We start from the raw sequence: 23567 nt of genomic DNA, 5'->3' as shown, positions 1-23567 counted from the left end.
TTAACTGAATAAATGATTGATAATGTCTTCTGGGGTTGTGACTTTCCAGCTATGAACGGGAACAAGGTCACTTGAAGGGTAGGATTTAGCTTTAGATTCGTGCAATTTGATTAGTTGATTGCAGATATTATCAGGATGAGTTTTTGACTTGCCTTGAGACAAATCCTTGTTAAAAGGTGATTTCCAGAACAGATCCCAAACTTGGGTTATGGTTGCAGCACTGCACATACTGAGAGAATTTCCCCCAAAGCAAATACTAGAGTCGTCCCAAATGTTAGGTAGAGGAGGCTTGTACAGTTGTGCGTCTGGTTTAAATACCCTCCCTTTAACTGCCCACAGGTAGTATCTACTACCGCATCCAGCAAATAAGAATGCAGGCATTGGTACAGTAATTACTTCAGGTTCCTGTCCTATAATTTGAATTTGATATTTTTGGGGAGAGTAAAATTGAATAATGGCCTCTCCCTCTGGATTTTTACCCCACCAAATCGTGTTGCTAGAAAGCCATCCAGATGCGGCAGTTTTACTTGTGAAGGCTTTCTCTACTGCTTCAGGAGACAAGAATTTGTATTTAGAGTCTTTGCCTTCGCGTTCGACTAAAATAAACTGTCCTTTGAGAATAATTAACTGCCCTAGTAAATCATCTTGGGGAATATTGGCTAGCAGAATTTGGGAGATATTTTCTAAGTTAATTATTGGTAATATATTTATGTCTACATTCATGCTTTTGATGCTTGATTCCAAATTTTCACTGCTGCTTTTCGAGCAGAAAGAGATGTTTCTAACAAATGGCTAACCTCATTTGATTTCTCTATCATCAAGACGGCTTCTTGCCACTTTTGAGCGAGAAATACGATATTCTCATAAGTCCATTCCAGCCAATCGCTTGTTTCACACGTAATATCTAGCCAAATATTTTCAGTTGAGTAATCTATAATTCGTATGGCTATATCTAAATATTGCAGGGGACTTTTGTAACGACGACACAGCTTTACGAATTTCTCGAAGTAAATTTCTTCTGCTGGAGCAATGTAGTCAGGAGTAAAACCAAAATTGAGTTTCCATTGGTTGATATTGTACCCTTGCCCCATCAATGAAAGTAGGAACTTCTCCGAGTATACCAGTTCCTCAAAATCTTCATTCCACCATTCAAGTCTTTGTGGTGAAACTAGAATACTATCACGTTCGGAATTAAACTCGATTTCATCTATATATTCTATTGGGAATAAATTTTCATTCACTAGGTTAATAAATTCAATTTCTCTATCTAGGTAAGCACTTGATGGATGTGATTGTTTATTAATAGGTATGGTTGATTCTAACCATTTTTCTGGAAATAATCTTTGATACAGACTCAAGATATTAACTCGTTCGGAAAGATTTTCTAGATAATTAACTGCTGTTATACAAGTAATGGGTATTTTGAATGAGTAGATATTGCCAAGCATAATGAATCAGCCGCTACGAGTTATAGCGGCTATAGATTTGTGATTACAGTACAGGATATTTACTCCTAATAGCGGGTTGCTGTTTAAGGTTTTGAGCAACTTTTTCGCTATAGGTTTCCCAAGATTGACCGAGCTTGATAGCTTTATCTATCTCAGGTTGTAAGGTAATTAAATTTTCGAGACTAATTTGACTGTTTATCTCTAGAAGCTTTATCTGCCATCCTAACTTTAGTGCAGGATTTATTTCTTCAAAACAGTTGTTCAATTCTCTAAATAGACTTCCTTTAGTACCAGCTTTTTTCACCAAACGAATTGAAACTGTATCATCAGTTGTTTGTCGTTCAATTTCGGCATTAGCATACTCTGGAAAGTAGACGCTAATCGCTGTTTTGAGGGTATTGTCATCCTGGGCGATCGCCTCATCCAGAGGAATTTCTTGCCCTTCGATAATAGCAATGTACTTCATGGTAATTAAAATAGTGACAGTTGGTTATTAGGTGCAGGTTTCTTATCTTTATCTTCAGGTAGGTTACGCTTTTGTACTTGTTTTGATTGTTCCTGTCGATTCTGCTCTGTAGTCTGCTTTTCCATCCTTTGTTTGCAGATATTTAGCATTTCCGGGAGAGATTTTTCTAAATCATTTAGCCAGTTATTTATGATAGGCTGAGATTTAATCTCAGCTAGGGGAATTATCTTTATGATTGGAGGTGCATCTTGAATTCCAATTGAGACAATTGCTTTTTCAGAATTTGGTGTTAACTGAATTGTTATTATGGCGGTTTTGGTAAAAGTTATCCCGCTAGATGAATCTTGACTTATAACTTCAGTATTTACTGATTCATCTAATGTTTCTTCTGAATTTAGATCGTCCTGAATATCAGGATTGAAATCTTTACTGCTATAGTTATCTTCAAAGCCAGTTACATTCTCGTCAGGTGATGTTTGATTACTCATGATTAAGAGAGATTGGCTAATCTAAATAAGGTGCGGATAGTGATACCTGTCTTGTTAAAAGACTGCCATTTGTAGGCGCATTCGCCTGGTTTGTACTTAGGAGAAAGTTGGCTCCAGGTGTCCCATGCTTTAAATAAAATGGGACTAACACTCTTGAGTGCCATCCCGACTTGAATCCACGAATGGTAATCATCTGCAAATCGAGGGTGGATGACTTCGAGTAGTACAAGTGCAGTCTGGATATTGGTTTCTATTGAGGGAATTAAATGAGCGTACCTATCTACCCCATATCTGCGGTTATATTTTTCTTTGGGTAGGTTAAACTTTCTTGTTTTCTCCTGTTTAGCAAGCATTTGGGCAATTACCCAATCAGGAGCTATTTCTATTTGGCGTTCAGATGGACTACAGCCGGGAAGCCATTTGTAATTTCTACCTTCTGGGTGAAAGGACGGGGGGAGGATTGAAGCTAGGTTTTTGCCTCGAAATTCCAGGTGTTCGTCCTTCCCAGTTTTGATTTTGCGAGATTTGACATCGCAAGCTTTTGAATTTGGGATGAGGTATAAGCGTTGGCTGCGATATTTCCTCCCAGAGGTAAATGCAATTGTGGGAGGAAGATATTTTTGAGCGCGATCGCATAACGATTCTGTAGAAGTTTCGCGTGTTAGTTGGTTGAGTTCTCCTGGTTCAGAATGCTCGTTAATTTGGATGATTTGTTGCCACGATGTTTCTCCATCGCAGTCAATAGCTACTAAGTATCCTTGAGGATGATTGAAACCGCACACCAAGGCTATACCAGTGGGGGTGATAAATCTGTTATTTGTCCAAAATTTTAATCGGCGGCGGACAAGTTCAGTTTGTAGTTCTTTGGGAGAGTAAGTATTTTTTTCCCATCCTTTCCCTAAAGGACGTTTACCAAAGGTAGGAACGATTCGCCATTCTTGGGGTAAGTTGTCAAGCGAAGATACCAAATGACGGATTTGGGCGTGCATGAATTCATAAAACTTTTTATTGAATGACTCCTGCACAATTATTGCGTTAGTTTATGTAGTGGTTTTCATTTCTGTTGGCTCTGGTTCTACTTGAATGATGCGAACTCTACCCATCATTTGTTTTATATTTCTCTTAACGTAGAAATTATCCTCAATTGCCAGTCCGTAATGGCACATATTGCAAAGTTATTTTCGTATTTCACGCCTTTTCTCCCATATTTTCAGTCTCAAAGGCAAATGTGACAATTTTATGTTGAGCATATCTCTTGCCGATGATGCTCCCAGCACCATCCCAACAACTAGTCGTTTTTGTTGCTGAATATGTAGCATCCCTGCCTTGTTTAGTCTATTTAACTACGGAGCTATACTTAGTCGTGCTTCTTCAACTGCTGTGATATTTTGCTATCTTCATTTGTTTTTTACGTGTTTACCTGACTAGGTGCAATATCTGAGTTTAATCTTCTTGTGTTTATACTCATTTTGAGTATAATAGTTCAAAATGAGTACAAAAAAGAAGTTGTTATGATGGCACTTTCACGCCCTCGCTTACAGGTTGTCCAGAATGACGAGATTGCCAAGGCAATTGAGACAATTCGCAAACACCGTCCCGGACTCATCAATGATTCGATGGTAGTTACATCAGCCTTGGTGGAATATGCGCTGGCTTTAGAGTCAGACAAGCCCCGACAAGCCAACTATCAAACCCCCTACGGCATGACGATCGTGAAAACAGGTAGTGTAACTTGTGAAACCGGAATCTTCCAGTTTCTGATTCGGAACTTCAACCGCATCGCCGCCATTTTCGCGCATATTGACAATGAAGATGATACGTTCATAGATTACATTTCACGGGGAGATAAGCCTGTCTATACCTTTGTTTTCAAGGGAAAGGGATTTACTGATTTTGAGTTTATCCATATCGCAACTGATGGGTCGTCGCTGTTTGAGGAGTGCCTGACGCTGCTTGTATTAGATTTCAAACATCATCGCGATGATATTCGCTTTAATGTTATTTACGCTAACCAGTTTGAGGAGAGATGGGGGCAGAAGTCTGTTAGTGATTATGTTCCATCCCTTGATGAAATGGCTAGAGCATTTTTTCAGGATGAAAGCTACTTTTTTGGTGGCGGGGGTGGGGAAACTTCATGTACCTGGGATTTAAACTGGGAAGCTGATACTACTGCCTATAAAGGGTTTGAGATAACAGACACACGGTTTATTGACTATTCTCATGCACTTGTAGGGTTGAAACCGTCTTCCGTTGCAACAGAAAAATATGGTGTAGAAGTCTTAGTCCGTTCTGGTGTGCTAGCTGTCGGTCGAGATTTGCTACATCATCGATATCGATGTATGTGTGATGGATGGACAGAGGAACGACAGGATCTAGATTTTTACGAACTGGGGTGCATCTTTGGTCAACACTTTGGATATAAAGCTATTTTTTCACCTGCAAGATTTCTTAGCGAGATCGCTAGCAGCACGATCAAAACCACACCTAACGCGACTGTGTATGTTGAGAAGGGTAAGCGGATCGAAGTATTACCCATGAAGTGGGAAAATTCATGGTTTACCTGCACTGTTGACGGGAAAGCCAGCAATCAAGGATGGAGTCTCTTACATGATAACCCTAACCCTTTTAGACTCTACGATATGAATGATTTTTTCTCTGACCATTTAGAGCGGTACAAGCAAAAGAAAAAGAACCCCAAATAATAATCGGCGGGACGCTTAGCTCGACTTTATCCAAATGCTAGAACCTTTACATAACAATGGCTCTGGCTTACCAGATTTTTTCTATAATTTTCTGGATGGCGGTATAACATCACATGTGTGAAAAAGTTTAGCTCCTTGGCTGCAATCCAAACACCGTTGAGAATGGCTCCAACTTCAAATGGATAAAGTCGAGCTTGGGTTGTGTTGACAAATCCAACATTTGCGATAGGCGAAGGCTTAAGCTTCGCTTATCGCACTCTCAGATGATACACAAAGCGTCATCTGAACATCTTTTTTATTACTACCAGTAATTTACTGGTAGTAATTGATTTTTTATAATATAAATATTTCAGATGGTGATTATGTTTTAAGCCAATCTTTTGTTAAGTGCATTTTCGACTTGATAAGTCCCAAGAGTACAGTTTGCATTGCAAGGAAAGGTAGGAAATTCAAGATGGTTATTCATAGTTTTTGTTACCTTGCACAGTACCATTATCCCCTCCCTACCCTTCTTTTTTTGATTGTGATAGTAGCTGATAACCTCAAACTCATTATTGCCAGCCTCAAATCTACTTCCTCTATATTGAGAGATAGCATTGTTCCAATCTGGTTGCCAGAGCATGAGTGTATCTATTGCCATTGCTCTCACAGTTGGGTTATCTAATTTCATTAGGATATCTGGTAAGTAATGACATTGTTTGGCAATTACTTCTCGTGCGTAATTTATCAGCCAATACTCTGCTTCTCTTAAAAGAGCTTTTGATTCAAGATTTTGGCACACTTCATCGTAAACCTTAGACATTAAATATGCCCTTTGTTCAAAAACCATCCCATTAGTTCGCAGTTTTAAGTCTGATGGATAATTAATTATCAAATCAGCTAGTTCATCACTAATTTTGGGAAGAGGATATTCATTGTATTGTGGGATTTCAGGATGGGTTATTTTCACCTGATACCCTAGATTAACAGCATAATTTATAATAAAATCAATATTGTTAGACTCGACAAAATCTCCTATTTGGAAATTTGTTTCTAGAAGTAGATATGTTGGTGCGTGGAGAATTTGAAACCGTTTGGGGTTCGGACTTGAATCGGCTAATAGTTCGACGTACATCGCTTATTATCATAAACTTTCATCAATCTTGCGCGTAAGCGATGTATGTGGTTTTATTACTGAAAAGATAATCCTACCCAAGCTGGATAGGAGTATCTTAGTTATTGATTAATAGTTCTTGTCTGTGTAGGATTGATTATTTCCTCTAGTAGAGATAACCCAACTGATTTAAACAGTGCTTTGTTATCATCAGGGCAGCGTTGAATTGTTGTGCAAGATGAGCAGCCGTATTTACAAGGACAATTATCTACTAAAAACTTTGCCTTAATAAAGGTGGTTTCTAAATACTTGATGAGGGTATCGCACATACCTGTACCATGTTCACACGTATCGAAGAAATAGCCAACTATGTTAGTATTAGACGGCACTTCTACTAACATGAAATCTATATCTCGACTGTTTGCCCCATGTTCGACAAGTGGTAAGCTGAGTATAAGTTGATGTGCGAGAGTATGAACGCAAATTTGGGTTTCATTGCTTTCAAATAGTTGTTTTTCTTCATTGGTAATGTATTTCTGCTTGTTGAGTATCTCTTTTCGGAGATTTTTGACTACTGCTGCAAAGTATTTTCTTGCATCAGCGTTAATTTCAACCCTAATGCAGAATGTATTGTAGTTAAGAGCAAGTGATTCTTTGTATTTATTTTCCTCCAAAAGTTCGACAAATTCTCGTTCAATCAGTTGGGTTTTACAAGCAGGACAAGTTTGTAAGTGTCCGGATAAATTTAAATTGAAGTTGCGACATCTGTTATTAGTGCAAGTCCATTTTTGTTCCAGCCTGTACAAGTTGTACCCGTAAACTTCTTCTTTGATTTTGGCTAAAACAGGTGTAAATCTAGTAGCCCCTTGGGAAAGATTGATAATTTTGGCTTCCCCTGCAATTTTGATTTCCTCGAAATTTAGGCTTCCTTCGGGACGACTAAATAAGTTGGTTGCTTCAATTGGCTTGAGAATTGCTTTTCCTTCGGTTAAATTTAGCTCTTGTGATTTATATTGTACGGGGTTGCCGTCGAAGTCTTGAGCAAGATATATTGCACCAGGGTAAACTTCTCTTAGTGCAGAAGATGCCGAACTTTCCTCAAACTCTTCCGCGCTATCTTGATTGATATAACTGATGTTTTGGTCAGTGTTGCCTCTGACTTTAATTTTTGAGTGAACATAACCCAGGTTTCGGTTAGTTGTCAGTCTTTGGTTGTAACTGAAAATCAGTTGATTATTACCGATTAGCTGTCGGGCGATCGCATTACCAGAACTACCAAAATGTCGGGCAATTTGAGCTTGTGTCGGTTTACTTTCTTTGCAACAAGCGAGAATATGCTGCTCCAAAGTTGTTTCATAATTGTGGTTAAAGTTGATAATTTCTGGAGGATCGGATAAAAGGCGTTCTGGGTAATTGGCGTAGTAAGAATCCATAATCGACCTTTTTGACGGAATAAACACCAATAGTCCTGCTTCCTGCCTCCCCGCACGTCCTGCCCTTTGGCGAAAGGCAAGAATTGAGCCGGGGTAACTATGTACGATAGTTGCATCAATACACCCAATATCTAAACCCGCCTCCAAAGCACTTGTAGATATAATGAACTTGACCTTCCCGCTTTGTATATCTGCAATAATTTTGTTACGCTGATTTGCCTTCATGCTCCCATAAAATGCTGAGATGGTTTCTCCCAGGTGGGGCAGTTGCATCTCGATTAAAGCTTTACGTATGGCATTAGTTAAAACCTTAACTAGTTCCCTACTATCGCAGAAACAAATCCCGACTATGCCTTTACTTACGAGCATGGCTGCGACTTGGGCAGTTTGGTAAAATGTATTGTTCCGTGGTTTGAGGCTAATAAAAGTAATTTCCGAGCGTTTTGCCCCACTTTGGTCAATAATAGCAAGGTTACTTTGTTCTTCTCGATTAGATATCTTCTGGGCAATTTCGCTGCTGTTACTAATTGTTGCAGAAGCGAAGATGTACTGTAATTTTGAAAGATCATTGCCGACAGACTCTATCATAAGTTGAGTTCGCCGATTAAGTAGTGCAAAATGCGAACCAAATATGCCTTGATAAAAGTGCATTTCGTCACAGACAATGATTGAAATTTTTCTGATTGTTTCTCTAAATCCCCAATTTGAATCGAATTGGTAGTTGTTTAGCTCGTGGTTCCATACATCAGGAGTCACGCATAAAATTGAGGGTTGATTGCTGTAAAGTTGTTTGCGCTCTTGAGGAGGAATATCTCCATTAATATTGAGAATCTGGGGGCGAATATTTTCATCTAAGTGGCTAACAAAGGAACGTATTTTCTCTACCTGATCAAATGCAAGTGCTTTCAAGTTAAAGAATACTAAAGCTGATTTACCCTTTATACACTCATGAATGATTGGAATGAGAAAAGAGATACTTTTACCACTGCTGGTAGGAGTTTGGAGAATTATATCTTCTCCTTTTTTGTAAGCTTGCCATGCCTCGACTTGATGAGAGTATAGTTGGGTGATTCCTGACTTACTTAGGGCCAGTTTAACTAGAGGGTGAATATCATCTGGGATGGGATAAAGTTTAGCTTCTTGAGCAGGAATTACTTCGCAGCTTTGTAGTTTTCCTGAGCCATCAAGGATAGCAGCTATCTCTTGGTAGAGAATGCTTTTACCTGTTGGTGCTTGGTTTAGAGGTAATAAATTACCGCTATTTACTTTATGCTCCCAGTCAAAAATAATTTGATTTAAACTACCCTTTTTAAAGTAAAGGTTTTTCTCAATGATGGCGGCGATATGTATAACACCATGTTCTTTGGAATAAACCTGCTTGTTTGCTTCTAACCATTCAGGCTGGTTCATAAAAAGTTACCTACTTGCTGTTTTAGCAGGTAGGCGTTAGTCCAAAGTAGTGGTTTTGGTTGTTGCTATACTATTGATGCTCTGCTCTATATTGTCAGAACGCAAATGCTTTTGGCGTTAATGAAATTTGTGCTTTGGTACTATAACTATTTACAAGCTGTTCTAAGCGTTCAACAATACTGCCTTTAAGAATGGAATAGTTAGCTTGATTCGTGAGAATTAGCGATAGCTCAGTTGCCCATTGCTCATAATTAGAACTACCAATAATACCAATAGAAGACTGGATATAGTTAACAAGAATGCTGTCATTGAAACCAAAGCCACTTTCACCCCAGATGCAAGCAGATTGCAGCAAATACTCGTAGTCTGCGAATACTTGAAACTGGGGGTTCCATCTAGGAGCATTGCTTCGGTAGTGGACGAAACCATTGCTGTCAAATATCTCTTGTTGCCATAGAAGCTGCTGTAAGGAGCAGCAATTGCTAGGCGAAACAAACGGCTTTCCTTGACGAACAACATTACCATTGCGGATGACATCGCGGCGGCGCTGCTGTCTTGCTATGCTATATCGAATATTGGAATGTTGTTTAAAGTACTGCCGCATTGAGGCAGCAAATTCAGGAGCTATACTGTTGTCATCGTCCAGGTATGAAACAATGTCACCACCAGCTGCATCTAGTCCCAAGTTACGGGCGTAGCACAAGCCAAAGCCACTGTAAGGGTCAGGGTGTTCCATTTCAATGTAGATGATAGGGAAATCAGCTTTTGCCCTAATGCTGGTGATAATATCTCTGGTGTCAGGATTAGCGCCATCATTGATGACGATCCATTCAAAATTGCGGTCAGTTTGACTTTGAATGCTTGGCAGTGCAGTAGATGCAAGCTGCATAGGTCTATTGTATGTTGCAGTGATGATTGATAATTTCAAAGCTCCATACCTCTATTATTTGATTGCGTTGTTGTTGAATCGATCGCAGCTTGAATTTGTTGCCATCTTGTTACGTCCTCGTTTGTTATACCTCTAGCGGTTTCAATTTGATTACTTGCAAGAGATAGCCGAATTAACGTTAGCTTTTCATTGGTTCTGGCAACAATCAAACTTTGCGTGGTGCTATTGAAGCGGATCTGGTAGTTACTGCCTTCCAAGACAAATAGGTTTTCTCTCTCTGTGCGAATGGATTGAGGGTAGGCAGTTGCTTGTTGTGCGAAGAACACTCTAGCTATGGGGGCTATTATAGTAGCACGTTGCATTTGTTCTTGCTGTAATTGCTGGTAGTTCCATTTCCCAAGTTCTACGCCCAAATCCATTTTTACCAAACGTTCTGCTAAAATTGCCATTTCTATCGGGCCAACACCTCCAGGGACGGGCGTAATGTTTTGGGGGATGCTGTAAGCACTGCGATCTACATCGCCAGCAGCACCAGAAGCAGTAGGTGTAAAGCCACCATCGACAACCAAGCGATGAGAGGGGAGTACATAAGGAGTGAAAATTCCTTGTCTTCCAGTGACAGATACCACAATGTCAGCTTCAGAAGTTCTACTCAAGTCATCACCGTCTTCCAAACAGAAACAGCTGATTCTACTTGCTTCTAAATATTTGATGACACCATTACCTACAAAGCCACCTCCGCCGACAACTGCAACATTGGAATCCCTTTGTGCGTAGGATTCAACAATTCTGGCGATTCCTTCAGCAGTAGCACAACTTTCAAAGAAATTGTTGCTTTGTCTGCGGACGATATCTATATCTTTTTGTGGTTCTAATAGCCCAATTGAACTTGTAAACTTAGCTGGAATTGGGTATTGAACAATAGCAGCAGTCACCTTACTATTTTCATTAATGGATTGGATAATGTTGTCAAATTGCTCTACTGCAATATTGGGTGACAGCACAATATAATTGGGAGTAATGCCAATAGCGTTGAACGTTGCTACTTTTTGTTCTGCTGAGATTCTCGCTGCTTCATATCTAGCTCTTAGTCCGTTGCCGGCATTTTCTGAAGCCTCAAATCTGATGATTGCTACTTCTTTTTGAGATGCTTGAAAAATGGATTTGTATTTTTGACATTCTTGCTTTACGTGTTCTCGTATTAATTGTCCGTCTATGAGTGTCATTTAATATGGAGTTAAATTTGATCGAGAAAATTGTCTGGTACAAACAATCTTCTGAATTCCTAATTAGAATTCATTGGAACTAGGGCGTTTAGTGATTTCACCAACTTCTTTACCGTCGCAGGAAACCCAGTTGGTGACGTAGCGTTCAGTGTCATGGAAGCCACTAAATTCAATACTGTTACCAGAACACTTATCTTTGAACCATTGTTCTGCTTCTTGTTCTGTATTGAATGTTCTAGCAGTGACTTCTTCTATTGGAAGATTCCAGTTTGTATTGCCATATAAATCGCAAACATAATGTGTCATATCTGTTACTCTTTTAACAATATCTAAAAACCACTATGACAATTTTAAATCAACAACAGCAGGCTGAATTAATTATCCAACAAGCTTGTAAGGAAAATTTTACTGATAGCGAGAAAGCTATTTACGATGACTTTATTCTGGAAGCGGGGGTAAAAAACCCAGCTAAGATGACTGAGGCTATTGCTGATGCTTTGATTAGATTCCTTAATGGCTGCGAAGCATCTAACGAGTTTGTTGCTAATGTATTAAATCGCCTCGCGCAAGTTGTCCCGTCTCATATCATGACCAAGATTCTTCTTAGTGATAATGACGGTGATGGTGTGCCTTTATACGAGGAATTAAAACTTGGAACGAAGGTTACGGAATTTGATACCTCTTTTGAAATAGCGGCTGCAAGGCAAAGGCAATATCAATTTTCTCCAACTCGGAATTGCGATATGGAGTTGTAAGTATAACCTGAACATTATTAGGAATTTTTATTGAAAATATAGATAATACATTTTGAAGTGTGGAAGGTGGGCTAAACTAGAAATTCTGAGTTTTTTATCGTTAATCCAGCCGATGGCAATCAGTGATCGCTAAAACTTGGTGGACGGATGTCTTGCTTAATGTTTGGCTCACCTCACCCTGGTACAGGTTTTTGATACGTTGAATTATTACAGGGATGCTCGATATGAAATTAGTGCTGATGTCTATGAGGCGATCAGACTTAAGTTATGATTTATTTACCACATATCAAAAAACTTAAGTAAATTCATGGAGACTATTTATATCGTTGGTACTGTTGTTGTCGGTATTATAGTACTAGTATTCTTGTTACGCGATCGCTTGTCGGAATTATTCATTCGTGCCTCTTCTCAGGGAGAAGCAGAGTTAAAGGTGACTGCGGCAAAACGAAAGCCTCAAAAATTGATTACCCAAAATCCTTATAGTGTAGACATTAGCGGTAATAATCTTATAGGCAAAAATAAAGTAGCAGTAAAACGCGATCAGACTAAAATTACTGGGAATACAGCGTTTGGTGAAAACCAAATCGAGGTTTCTCTACCAGAACAAGCTGCTTCTACTTCATCTCCAACTCGTAGCGAACATACAAGCAACCTACAGCCACCACAGAACTATCTCCCAGAAACTTCTAAAAAGCCTTTAGAAGCTGAATTGATAACGGAAATTCAGGTAGAACCAGAGCAACAGTAGTCAAGGATTGACGATGCAGCTTAGTAACCGAACGCTCCTCGCTAACTTTACCAAAGAACTAGCTTTTTTTCAGCAGATGGTTAATGGGGAGAATTCCGCACGCATACTCCTGTTAGAAGCACCACCCGGTTATGGTAAGACGAAATTAATTTCCAAATTAATTGATATTACCAAAGAATACAATTCATCGAAGTCCAAAGTTATCACTATTGATCTGAAAACTGTTATTGATGTTCCTTACTTATTTAATGATATTTGTGAAGTTATAGGAGTCGATTTCTTTCCCAACTTCACTACTTGTATTACAAACCTCCTCAACTCCCAAACAGCGAATATCAGCGATAACAAGACATTGGGATCTTTAAATGTGCAAATTATTCAAACGGTTTTAGACGAAAATAAATTTACACAGGCAAATAAACTCATAAAATTACAAGAATCCTTTTTGCATGATTTGGGTAACTTAAATCAGCAACTAATTTTCTTTCTAGATACATTTGAAACAGTAGGTACTGATTTAGGAACATGGATTGATGGTGTTTTTCTAAAAGCTGTAGTTCATAAAACTAACTGGCTGGTTGTAATTGCTGGACAAAAAGTTCCATCACTAGATAATATTATTTGGGGTAATCAGGCTGAAAAAATTTGCTTAGACTTAGAACTGATTAATTGCGAAACGGAATGGTATAAATTCTCTCAATCTGTTGGATGGCCTTTTTCGCAGGATGCAATTAAAATGTTGATTCGCGTCTTAAAGGGTAAATCACCAAAACTGATTCGTGAATCATTAGAGGTTCTAGCCAAGGATTGGGAGAAATGAAAGAAAATTTATTCTCCCGTCTGCAAGAGGCAAAAACTGAAGCAGAGCAAATATGGGTGATTACGGAAAGTTTCTTAAATAAACTGTCTCCAGAGTTATTATCTGTTGCTTGGGCTGCGGTTATTCCCCATTGGTTTAATCCAGAGGTTTTGGCAGCTTTGCGGCCAGAACTTCAGTCACAAATTGCAGAGCTTTATTCTGAATTGCTCAATTTACCTTTTATAGAAGTTTTTCCGAAAAGAGGATATGATATCCACGAAGTCACCCGCAAGGTGATGCTCGAATATCTTTGGCGGGAATATCAGGACGAATTTTACATACTATCGGCAAGGGCGGCGGAATATTTCTCTAATGGAGATAAACCAGAGATCCAAATTGAATGGCTTTATCATCTAGCTGTTGTAGATGCTAATAGTCATCATTACGAACTTTTTAATTTGGCAAGATTTTGGACAAATAATTTTCGTCATAGTGAGTTAGAATCTTTAATTGGAAAACTGTTGGAGCAAGTAGAATCAAATCGTGTTGATATGTCTGCTATGGCAGATATTTATTATTGGGCAGGTAAAGTTAAGTTACTTTTTGATAAAGAAACAGAAGCTTTACAGCATTACGAACAAGCATTGGAATTTTACCGTAACATAGGAAATGACATATATGCAGCAAAAACCTTAACAGCCATCGGTGACGTTTTGTTTCATCTCAAACGTAGGGAAGAAGCAATGCAATACTACGAACAGGCTTTCGGATTATTTCGTGAAACTAATGATGCCTATGGGGAAGCATATATCTTAAAAGCTATTGGTGATCTGTTGAAGTTAGAGTTTGATCGTCGGGAAGAAGCGTTGCAAAACTACGAACAAGCTTTAGCAATTTATCGTGAAATTTCCTATTATGATGGGGAAGCATACATCTTAAAAGCTATTGGTAATTTGTTGAAGTTACTTGATGGTCGTCAGGAAGAAGCTTTAGAGCGTTATGAACAAGCTTTAGTAGTTTACCGTGAGATAGGTAATCGCGAGTATGAAGCAACAACTTTAAAAGCCATCGGTGATGTTTTGTTGGATGTCAAACGTATTGATGAAGCAGTACAAAACTACGAACAAGCTTTGGGATTATTTCATGATATTGGCGATGATTATCAGGAAGCAGAAACCTTCAGAGCAATAGCAATAAGTTATTCTTTACAAAATACTGGTGATAAACTAAGAGCATTAGAATATTACCATAGTGCAATTCGCTTATATCGTTCCATAGGTAGCCGAAAGGATGAAGCAATCACATTACTACCTTTGAGCTTGTTGTATCTAGAACTGGGAAAATTAAGAGAATATATTAGGATATGTTGTCAACATTATACCATTTTGAAAGATCCTGAGATTTTAGAAGAAATGCCTTTTCCTCAGTGGTCAAAGTCCCTGATAAAATTCTCTCAGCAAGGTAGAATACAACTTGCTTTGTATCTTCTATTGAATGTAGTTCTCTTTCCCTTTGTAGTTATATTGCTCTTTTTAATGAAATTTACCAGGTGGTAATTTGAGGGATTGGGCACTGATATTGTCTGTACAAACTGATCTAAAATCTGAACTACACAAGGATAGTAAACTTTGAGTTGTTGGTTGCTATTAGTCATTATTATTCCATCAATTCGATAGGGGATATGGTTTCCTTTTTGGCGGAAAGTATTTTGACTTCATAGTCTAGTGATTATTTCCTGAATCACTAATCATCAATGTCTACCTTGCTGATGTGTGTAACAATTGTGGTAATTAATCTACTAATTTGATGTGTGTTTTAAAACTAAATACTTGCTATAAAATAAAAAGTGCGCCTTTTTAATTGATGGCGCACCTTTATTAAAAATAAATTGATAGTTAAACGTGGTAAAGGATAATATTTATTGCATCTTGAGTGCTAATTTTATATTGTGTAGCAAGTTTATTCATGTTGGCTTCACCATTTGCATGATCTTTGATGATTGCTCGAACAATGTTTGGTGAAACATTAATCTCACTATTGGTAACGACTGGTTTGGGTAAAGTTTGAGAAATAAAGAATTCTTTTCTTCTTAATACATGTATTTGACGATAATGTTCTTTTCTGGGTATCCATAGACAATTTCCGGGGGCAAAGTCACTCTCTTGATCGATACGAGATATAACTGTTCCTTCGGGTGCTAATCCCATATCTTTTAGAAATTGGGTAAAGTTATCACGCCAGGATGCATCAACTTCAATGCCGCACCCGCCATGATATTTGTACTGATGGTGGTTCTTGTTATAGCAGATGCGCTTGATGTGTAACCAGGAGTTATACTCGTGGCTTTTGCAGTGACCGTGGATAGTTTTATCGGTTTTGAGGCTGTCCCGTTGCAAACATCCGCAACTTTGTGTAAGCCCTCTTTTTAAGCTATTTTTACTAACATATTTTTGGGTTCCGCATCTGCATAGGGTAAGGAGGAGTAGTTCACCCCTTTTCCCCTTAACTTCTACATCAGATATCACTGTTAGTCTCCCAAAATTTGCCCCAACTTGGATAGATTCTTTTCTTTTCTTACAACCGCAGTTAGTTGAGCGACCATTGGTGAGAGTGTGACTGTAGACAAGTTTTTGAGTTCCACAATCACACTTACATAATACTTGCTTTCCTTGTTTTTCTAATACAGTCCAACTACCGAATTTTCCACTTATATTAATTATTCGCTTTGTAGTCTCCATAAATTATTTTGGTGTTATTACTGCTGGGTTAAATATTTAAAACAAGCTGTTTTTCTTGCTCCAGTTCCTTCTTTATCCAAGCAAGTTGTTGATCACCAGATTGAGGTTGTGGGCGATTCTTCCCATACTGAACTACCCCATGCCTAAAGACATGAGGTTCCAACTTGCTACGCAAGTTTCGTTTGCCCTCACTGGCTCCGACTCCTCACGCGCTATTGGATTACTAGACATCAACTCTGACCCATTATTGATAGGTGACTTTGAACTAGTCGCAGTTCTCGCTGATTGATTTGACCCGCTCCGCCAACCGTCTAGCAAGGATTGTTCCATCCCTAACCAACCATTTCTAGCTGATGGGATTGACAGAGTTTCTGTTTTTGGATCAACGTACCTACTCAAATAAGCAGAGAAAATATCTCGTTGCATACGTAATCCACATTCTGAGCAATCATGGACACGTTGAGATAATGATTTTTTCTGCCTATTACCACACAAACAAGTTTGAGACAGTGCAGTTTTTCGAGTAGAGAACTTTAGAACTGTACCGCCAGCACTTTCAGCCTTGCGTACTAGTTCTGATTGAAAACTTGATGGTGCTTTAAAACCTATTGACTTACCGTAAATTTGCTGCCAAGCCTTAACATTAATTTTCTCAGTTTTAACTGTTTTACCTAAAGCTAATGTTTGATTTACTAATTGACCGTGCAAAGACTTACGGTGTCCTGCTTGTTTGCGGTCAATTTCACGTTTTTTGTTAGCAGTCTTTTGATATCGTTTTGATGTATGCCAGCGTTTTACACCTTTTTTTACAGTGCCATTGGGATTAAAATTATCAGGATTGTTGGCGCGTCTTTGTCTGTCCATCTTTCGCTGTAATCTTCTAATTTTCTTTTGCTTAGAAGTTAATTCTTCAGCGAATGGTTGCCAAATAGTTTGATTATCTCCAACTATTGCAACAGTTGAAACACCTAAATCAACACCAACAATACCATCACCAATAACATTTTTTGGCTTTTGATAAGCTAATCCTTCACAAACTAACTGAGCGTACCAGTAAGTTTTTTGGTTGATAATACGACGCACTAAGCGAACATATTTAATCCTAGAATTTAAACCATGTAATAATACAGGGTCATTACTATCAATAATTCCCGAAAGTTTTAACCCTAACCATTCAACACTATAACCAGTCCAGCGAATACCTTGCTTGTTAGTTTTACCTTCTAAAGACGCAAACTGTCCTTTTTGTTTAAATCTAGCTTTCTTAGCCTTTCCATAAATTAATCTTTCTAAAGTTTTAAACGCTCTGGTTGCTATTTTTTGAATAGTTTGAGCGTCAAGATTTAATTTAATCCAAACACTAGCTATAGCTGTTGTATTGGCAAAAGATTGTAAATAATAATCGCTAAATCTATAAGCTTCACGCGCTTTTTGAAATGCTGTAGCACGTTCTTTCTTGTTAGTTTTTGAAACTAGTTTAGCTTGATTATATAGATTAGAATTACGAACTAATTCTAATCTAGTTAAACCTTCAGACAATACAGCGTTATACAACTGTCTTCCTGCTTCTAATCTGGCAGCAAGTATAGCCATGTCTTTAGAGGTTGTTTTTAATGGAATTTCAGTTATAAAACTAGGTGTTTTTGCTGCCAAAATTTATCACCTCCCAATACTTATTTATTAGTTTTCTGTATTTTATCATTATAGGTGCGTTGTAGAAAACTATGATACTCCATACCATCAAAGTAAATATTGAAGCTAGGATTAAGTTGAAAGTCTTGAATCATATTGTTATCCTTACTGGGGAAGATATAAACACTTATTTTGTTCTGCTAGCCTATTTGTGTGATAGTTATCAAGAATCATTTTCTTAAATTCTTCTCTTGTTGCTTGCAAGTCGCGGAATATTTTGTCAGTAGGATAGAAGAATACCGACTGTTGGCGGCTGTAAAACCAGACCATTTGATTGATACTATAGGTATCATTGCTATCAAGCAGGACGTAACTAATTTGTTGGTAAAAATTTTCTAGAGAGAAGGGACGCTTTTTGGCAGTTGTTCGTACATCGATGAGAGTATTTCCAGCGATTATCTGGCAATCAGCACCTCCAAGATATTCACTTAAAGGGTATGAAGCATTGCAGGTGATATTTCCACTCACTTGATTAGCTACAGTTTGCCAAGTACGGGGTAAAATACCGATAATTTGAGATGTATCTTGAATACTAGGAAGCCATTTTTTGAAATATTCTGGTTCAATTTGAAGGGTTTTTTCTCCTTGTAGAAAAGGTTGAATAATTTCATATATGTTACGGCTGCGTGCATAATTTTCTAATGCACCCAGCAGCATACACTTTAGAGCTTCTTCTTCAAGTGAATTGGAATTTGTAATGCAGTAATCAAAAGCATATTCTATTTTGAGGGCTTTGGCTCCAACCTGAGCAAGACAATTAGTAAACCATCTTTTATCTTCATAGATGCTTCCTAGATACTTAGCTAGTGCTTTAGCACTCGCATTTCCTACCAATGGAAAATCTACACCATCAACTGGCTTGATAATTTCTTGATTTTCTAATAGTTGGTTATGGCTATTAATCATTTTAATAACTGTCTGGTTTAGTCTAGAGTCAAACCATCCCCTGATAGGTGAATTTCTATTTTTTAATTCAGATGTTAAGCTCACTTTTTGATTTTTCGCTTGAAATACTACATTGAGTATCTGCGTGAGCTTTACGTAGTAATTTTTACTTAGATTGTGTTATTTAAAACAATAAACTTATCATTAAAATAAATGAAAAGCTTGTTGAATTTGAAATTTACAACTGATGTAAATTTGCGTAACTTCTAAATCAAAGTTTTTATATTGCCAATGCTACTTTGCAAACTTGGTAATGGGTAATTTATAGTTCAACTTCTCTTGACTTGGTTTTAGGTGCAGCAGCAGCGACAGTTTGCTTTTGAGGGGAGGGTATGTGTATATGTTCAGTAGGGGTATATTGCTGCCGAATTTCTTCTCCTCGCCATACTTGCAAGTCATTCATAATATCTTTAAGCGGAACAAAATCGACTACTGTTTCTCCTTGCTTTTGTGCTTCAGTTGCCTTATAGGTCATAATCTTGAAGTACATCTCTCGCTGGTCGGCAATTGGTAACTTGCCGTTGTTCTCATTTATCCGTTGTAGAATTTCTTCATTGCCTTGATTCATTGCCCCTCCCCAGTCAGGGCCACCATGCTTGACCATATTTGCCCATTCCTCGGCGATGTAAGGGTGAACTGTGACAGGCAGATCGCCAACTGCTTGTATTACTTGTTTTTTGGGTGCAGATGCGGTGGTGGGAGTAGATTGTTCGTTACCAAAAATTTTTTCCAGGTTGAGTTTGCTGGCGTTTTGGGCAATAAACTTAATTTGGTTAATATCGTAGTCAGAGATGTTCATCTTGCTGACTTCTTTGGTAATGCCAGCTTCGGTTTTAGTTAGGTCAAACCGGACAAGTTCCTGAGTACCTTTTTCTTCGGTAGTTTTAAATAATTGCAAGCTGGCTCGATTTTTTTCGGGGTTGCGCGATCGTTTGATGGTAAATTCACCTACTGTAAGTTCTTCCTTATTAGCCTGGATGAGGACATTATTCAGGGTGTGCAACATCTCATTTTGTTTAAATACTTCCAGCGTTTTAATTGTGCCGGCAGGTGCAAGACTTCCCAAGCTGTTTGCTACATCACGGATATCGGCATTGTTGAGGTCAGGTAGCTTGCCATTGTCGCCTAAGTATTCTGCCACAATGAGAAACTCCTGCCGTTCAATAGGTAACATCTCTGTAGGCTTTTTCGTGATTTTGGGTTCCTCTTTCTTGTTGAGTTTAAAATCCATCAAAGAGTTATCCCACCCAAATAATTCATCACTGCGGCGGTGAATGCTAACAGTGTCTCCCTGTTGGCGAATCACAAATGTATCGCTACGGTAAATACGTGAACCATCTTGTTCAAGAATGCCGTATTTTTTTAACATTGCGATCGCGGTTTCAGCAATGTCTTTATTTTCCCCGCTGTAACGTTCTTCCCGCGCTTGTTTATTATTAATTTGATAAATAGGTACTTCAACCTGACGCGCCCACTGTTGCGCTGCTGGCTCTACATCTTGAGAATTAGCTACTTCTTGATAGGTAAATTCAGGTGCATATTTTTTTCGCTTATTAGTTGCTTGTTCCTCTGGCTCTTGTGCAAAAAACTGATTGGGAGTTACATTTTTATTTACCTCCTCTTCAGCTTGATTTTGAGATTGATGGTTACTAGTAACTATCCGTCGAATTTGAATAGTTTCTTCGGACTGTACGATTTCTTCTTGAAGATTATTGACCACATTATCTTCAAAACTGTTATCTACCTCTATTTCAACAGATAAGTTAATTTCTTGATTTATAGACGAACTGTTTTCGCTATTTTCATCTTGTAGTAACTGTTGTGAAGTATTTGATTCGACTGTTTGAAGGTTAGTTTTAGATTGTTCGCTGAGTGTCTGCTCTACTGCTTCAGGATAGTTTTTGACTACAGAAGACTGATAATAATCTACATCTGGTGGGGAGTCAAAGCCGGGTGAATTACTAATATCGATATCATCTAGAAAACCTACCGCAGCTTCTTCTTCGTAATCCAAGTTAACTGATGTGGTTATAATTTCAGAATTTAATTGTTGATTATCTTCGTTCAGTATTACTGGTAAATTATCTAATGGTGGAGTTACTTCTGTTATATCTGTATTTCCATTATCAAATAATAACTCTTTTGTATCTTTATGATTGTTAATAATGTCAGCAGATGGAGGTAGTAGCTTAACTAATGGTTCACTTGCCACATCTATTATTTCATCTGGAGTAAGTATTTCAGTGACGAGATTAGTTGTACATTTACCTTCGCTATTTTGTTCGTAGATAACGATTTGTTTTTCTGAACCATCTGACTCTAGATAAGCTGTAATTTTTAGAGTATTATCACTTGTTTGCTGATAATCACTATTGAAATTGGGTACATCTTCTACTAATCTTGCAGCAATTGTTTGTGCTTGATAGTCAGTAAAAGGTTCAGTTTCTATTGTGTATTGACCTTCTGCTAATAAATCGGGCATTAACACAATATTAGTTTCTTGATTGCTTTTTATACTTTGGCTGGTTAAATCTACCTTTTCCCATTTATATGCACCAGGGGTAGATTCATCAGGTACAAGATTGTAAATATTTTTGCCAACTTCAACGGCAATTTTACTTGCTTCTTGAGCTTCTTTGAGTTTTTCGAGAATTACTTTAGTTATCTTAATAAGTGCATTAATTAGGCTTTTACTTAATTCTCGACTTGTTTGAATTGCAGTATCGGCTGTACCTAAATATGATTCATTAATTTGAGTGTGTCTGGAGTCAAACATATATTAAATGTGGTGAAAATAATCTATAAATTCAAGCTGTCTGACTGTGCTTTATAAAAACCAGTTGGTCATCAAACTTAAAGTTTTTAGAAAAAGCTCTTGTACGCATCAACAGGTAACGGTGCATTGCCCGCTTGTACGGGTGCTTGTGGTATAGGGAACTTCCGATCTACTTCCTTGACTCGTAAATCTAAATCTTCCTGTGTGGGTTTTTTCTGGGTACTTTTTCTAGCAAGTTCTTTGATGAGTTTATCCCAGCGAGCGTCATTTTCTTGTTCTAATTTAATGATATATTTGGGTATTTTGATGTTTTTTAATAGTGGTACTGAACCCTCATTTTTATTACTATAAGCTGGGTTGATAAATAGACATTTACCAGGTGGTAATTTGAGGAATTGGGCTGGCTCAAATAGCTTGCGAGTCCGTTCTTGTTCGCTGATAGATGTGCTGGCTTTACCCCCTCCCGTTGAGCGGGATTTTTGTTTATATTTAATTTCCTCTTCACCTAAATATGCAGAAAATAATCGTGCTGATTCTTCTTCACCAGGATTAAAAACAAATTTTGTACCGCACGCACCAAGGATAGCTTTAGAGATTTCTTTACCATAAATCTTTTCAAGCTGACCCATATTTTGCCAACCCAGGATACCGCAGAATCCTTCGGAACGAGATTCATTAAGCCATCTAAATAAATCTGGAAGAAAGATACTTGGCAACTCGTCAAGACACACTACTAATGGGCCGTCTTCCTTACGTTTTTTGGCAATACTGCGGGAAACTACCATGTGAAGAATACTGGTCATCAGAGGGCTGACAGCATCGCGGCGTTCGCGGTCTAACCCGAAGATAATCATCTGTTTGCGTTTTACCTCCAGAGGCAAGGTTGTTTTACCGACAAAGCATCCCAATGTACCCCTTGCCATGAACCGGGTGAACATCAATGAAGCACTACCAGCGATACCCGCTACAGTTTTCTCTGAGCCAGCCGAGCTAAATAATTGACCAAAAGCTATCCTAATCCAAGGATTTAGTTCGGCTGCCATCAAGCGTTCGACCATCTTCTCGCTAGAAAGTATTGCCGCAGCCGTCATAATATCAGCGCGATGGCTATGCCCGCCGGAGGCATCGCCAAACTCTTTGGTTAGCATTAAAATAGCCTGCGTCAACTGGTCGCCGGCGGGGCCAAAGAAGGCATCCTCAGACGCATTACCTAACAGGCGGAAGTTTTTGTTAATTACCGTAGCTAACTGCCGTGCAGTTTCAGCATCGCTACTGTCGCGTAAAAAATCGATTGGGTTACATACCTCTGATTCGGGAAATCCCGGTGCAAAGATATGTACGTCATACCCCTTGGATTTGGCATAACTGGCGATTTTGGCTTGACTGGCATACTTGAAGTCGTATAGTACTATACCGAATCCTTGGTCAATTGCTGAGTAAATCATCGGGTTGATAGCTGAGAATGATTTACCACTACCAGGTGCGCCAATTACAGCAGTTCCCCGTTGGACATCGGGTACATAAACTGGAACTCCCCCACTCCCCTTGGGTAATTTTTGACCCTTGTATTTGTGTACTCCAATATATAAACTGGCACTATCACATTTAGGAGCGACGATTTGCTTGAGGGCTTTTTTCTTAGCTTGAGCGGTTTCCTTTGCTCCACCCCAATAGCTAGTAGCAAGCTTGCCTTTTTTACCATTACTAAAAAGCTGTAAAAGCAACAATAAGCCAATTCCCCCTGCAAGTGCCAAACCTTGAGGTGACATGAACTTATCTGTATACTTACTAAAGTCAGTATTGCTATTTTTATGAGCAGCTTTTACTTCTTTAACTGTCTTAGTTTTAGCAGTTGCAAACAGGTAATTATTCATAATAATTTGTATTAATTGCATGAGGAAATAGAAGAAATATGCGGTGAAGTGAAGTTGCATATTTCTTCATTAGTTATCTGGTGTG

The 23567-nt window shown here is 38.4% G+C and carries 21 protein-coding genes; 5 read left to right on the top strand and 16 right to left on the bottom strand.

All coding sequences use genetic code 11. From position 1 onward, the window contains the following. From NIES593_RS17880 to NIES593_RS25290, 6 genes are read right to left on the bottom strand one after another with little or no spacing between them, the layout of a single operon-like run. Nucleotides 1–723, bottom strand: a complete 723-nt coding sequence (locus tag NIES593_RS17880; RefSeq protein ID WP_073600873.1) for a prokaryotic E2 ligase family D protein — start codon at nt 721–723, stop codon at nt 1–3. Next, nucleotides 720–1448: a hypothetical protein gene (locus tag NIES593_RS17875; protein WP_073600872.1), complete on the bottom strand. Its 729-nt coding sequence runs from the start codon at nt 1446–1448 to the stop codon at nt 720–722. Before NIES593_RS17875 ends, NIES593_RS17880 begins: the two co-directional genes overlap by 4 nt. A gap of 43 nt (nt 1449–1491) precedes the next feature. Then, the gene (locus NIES593_RS17870) at nt 1492–1914 is read right to left on the bottom strand and encodes a hypothetical protein (RefSeq protein ID WP_073600871.1); all 423 of its coding nucleotides are present in this window, start codon (nt 1912–1914) and stop codon (nt 1492–1494) included. A gap of 5 nt (nt 1915–1919) precedes the next feature. Continuing rightward, the gene (locus NIES593_RS17865) at nt 1920–2402 is read right to left on the bottom strand and encodes a hypothetical protein (RefSeq protein WP_073600870.1); all 483 of its coding nucleotides are present in this window, start codon (nt 2400–2402) and stop codon (nt 1920–1922) included. Between the two features lie 2 nt (nt 2403–2404). After that, on the bottom strand, nt 2405–3391 hold the full coding sequence (locus tag NIES593_RS17860; protein ID WP_073600869.1) for a bifunctional DNA primase/polymerase: 987 nt from the start codon (nt 3389–3391) through the stop codon (nt 2405–2407). A gap of 51 nt (nt 3392–3442) precedes the next feature. Next, nucleotides 3443–3568: a hypothetical protein gene (locus tag NIES593_RS25290; protein WP_281250761.1), complete on the bottom strand. Its 126-nt coding sequence runs from the start codon at nt 3566–3568 to the stop codon at nt 3443–3445. 345 nt (nt 3569–3913) lie between these two features. Here NIES593_RS25290 and NIES593_RS17855 point away from each other — a divergent pair, with 345 nt between their 5' ends. Next, on the top strand, nt 3914–5104 hold the full coding sequence (locus tag NIES593_RS17855) for a hypothetical protein (protein WP_139253738.1): 1191 nt from the start codon (nt 3914–3916) through the stop codon (nt 5102–5104). 367 nt (nt 5105–5471) lie between these two features. Here the strand turns inward: NIES593_RS17855 and NIES593_RS17850 are convergent, their stop codons facing one another. From NIES593_RS17850 to NIES593_RS17830, 5 genes are all read right to left on the bottom strand, one after another. After that, nucleotides 5472–6218: a hypothetical protein gene (locus NIES593_RS17850; RefSeq protein WP_073600867.1), complete on the bottom strand. Its 747-nt coding sequence runs from the start codon at nt 6216–6218 to the stop codon at nt 5472–5474. Between the two features lie 101 nt (nt 6219–6319). Beyond that, entirely contained in the window at nt 6320–9040 is a 2721-nt protein-coding gene (locus tag NIES593_RS17845) for a DEAD/DEAH box helicase (protein ID WP_073600866.1), read from the bottom strand. 94 nt (nt 9041–9134) lie between these two features. Beyond that, the gene (locus NIES593_RS17840; protein WP_073600865.1) at nt 9135–9968 is read right to left on the bottom strand and encodes a glycosyltransferase family 2 protein; all 834 of its coding nucleotides are present in this window, start codon (nt 9966–9968) and stop codon (nt 9135–9137) included. Continuing rightward, nucleotides 9965–11155, bottom strand: a complete 1191-nt coding sequence (locus NIES593_RS17835) for a bifunctional 5,10-methylenetetrahydrofolate dehydrogenase/5,10-methenyltetrahydrofolate cyclohydrolase (RefSeq protein ID WP_073600864.1) — start codon at nt 11153–11155, stop codon at nt 9965–9967. The genes NIES593_RS17840 and NIES593_RS17835 overlap by 4 nt, the downstream gene beginning before the upstream one ends. A 63-nt stretch (nt 11156–11218) precedes the next feature. Continuing rightward, nucleotides 11219–11461, bottom strand: coding sequence for a hypothetical protein (locus NIES593_RS17830; protein ID WP_045873833.1), 243 nt, complete (start codon nt 11459–11461; stop codon nt 11219–11221). Between the two features lie 35 nt (nt 11462–11496). Between NIES593_RS17830 and NIES593_RS17825 the strand changes: the two genes are divergently transcribed. The 4 genes from NIES593_RS17825 (at nt 11497) to NIES593_RS17810 (ending at nt 15013) form a co-directional block, all read left to right on the top strand. Continuing rightward, complete coding sequence (locus NIES593_RS17825; protein WP_073600863.1) at nt 11497–11910, top strand: hypothetical protein; 414 nt, start codon at nt 11497–11499, stop codon at nt 11908–11910. 307 nt (nt 11911–12217) lie between these two features. Continuing rightward, a complete protein-coding gene (locus tag NIES593_RS17820; protein ID WP_073600862.1) occupies nt 12218–12658 on the top strand; it encodes a hypothetical protein in 441 nt (146 codons plus the stop codon). 13 nt (nt 12659–12671) lie between these two features. After that, nucleotides 12672–13478 carry a P-loop NTPase family protein gene (locus NIES593_RS17815; RefSeq protein ID WP_073600861.1) on the top strand — a complete coding sequence of 269 codons (807 nt, stop codon included), beginning with the start codon at nt 12672–12674 and terminating at the stop codon, nt 13476–13478. Further along, entirely contained in the window at nt 13475–15013 is a 1539-nt protein-coding gene (locus tag NIES593_RS17810) for a tetratricopeptide repeat protein (protein ID WP_073600860.1), read from the top strand. The genes NIES593_RS17815 and NIES593_RS17810 overlap by 4 nt, the downstream gene beginning before the upstream one ends. 339 nt (nt 15014–15352) lie before the next feature. Here NIES593_RS17810 and NIES593_RS17805 read toward each other — a convergent pair whose 3' ends face one another. The 5 genes from NIES593_RS17805 to NIES593_RS17785 form a co-directional block, all read right to left on the bottom strand. Then, complete coding sequence (locus NIES593_RS17805; RefSeq protein ID WP_073600859.1) at nt 15353–16195, bottom strand: hypothetical protein; 843 nt, start codon at nt 16193–16195, stop codon at nt 15353–15355. Between the two features lie 132 nt (nt 16196–16327). Continuing rightward, nucleotides 16328–17848: an RNA-guided endonuclease InsQ/TnpB family protein gene (locus NIES593_RS17800; RefSeq protein WP_073600858.1), complete on the bottom strand. Its 1521-nt coding sequence runs from the start codon at nt 17846–17848 to the stop codon at nt 16328–16330. A gap of 144 nt (nt 17849–17992) precedes the next feature. Continuing rightward, the gene (locus tag NIES593_RS17795; RefSeq protein WP_217651956.1) at nt 17993–18877 is read right to left on the bottom strand and encodes a hypothetical protein; all 885 of its coding nucleotides are present in this window, start codon (nt 18875–18877) and stop codon (nt 17993–17995) included. 217 nt (nt 18878–19094) lie between these two features. Continuing rightward, the gene (locus NIES593_RS17790; protein ID WP_073600856.1) at nt 19095–21608 is read right to left on the bottom strand and encodes a hypothetical protein; all 2514 of its coding nucleotides are present in this window, start codon (nt 21606–21608) and stop codon (nt 19095–19097) included. 86 nt (nt 21609–21694) lie between these two features. After that, nucleotides 21695–23482, bottom strand: a complete 1788-nt coding sequence (locus NIES593_RS17785) for a type IV secretory system conjugative DNA transfer family protein (protein WP_073600897.1) — start codon at nt 23480–23482, stop codon at nt 21695–21697. Between the last annotated feature and the right edge of the window lie 85 nt (nt 23483–23567).

The organism is Hydrococcus rivularis NIES-593 (genome assembly GCF_001904635.1).
In the GTDB taxonomy this organism is placed as follows: Bacteria; Cyanobacteriota; Cyanobacteriia; order Cyanobacteriales; family Microcystaceae; genus Hydrococcus; species Hydrococcus rivularis.
The sequence above is the reverse complement of the archived record's forward strand: the minus strand, read 5'-3'. Positions and strand labels throughout refer to the sequence as shown.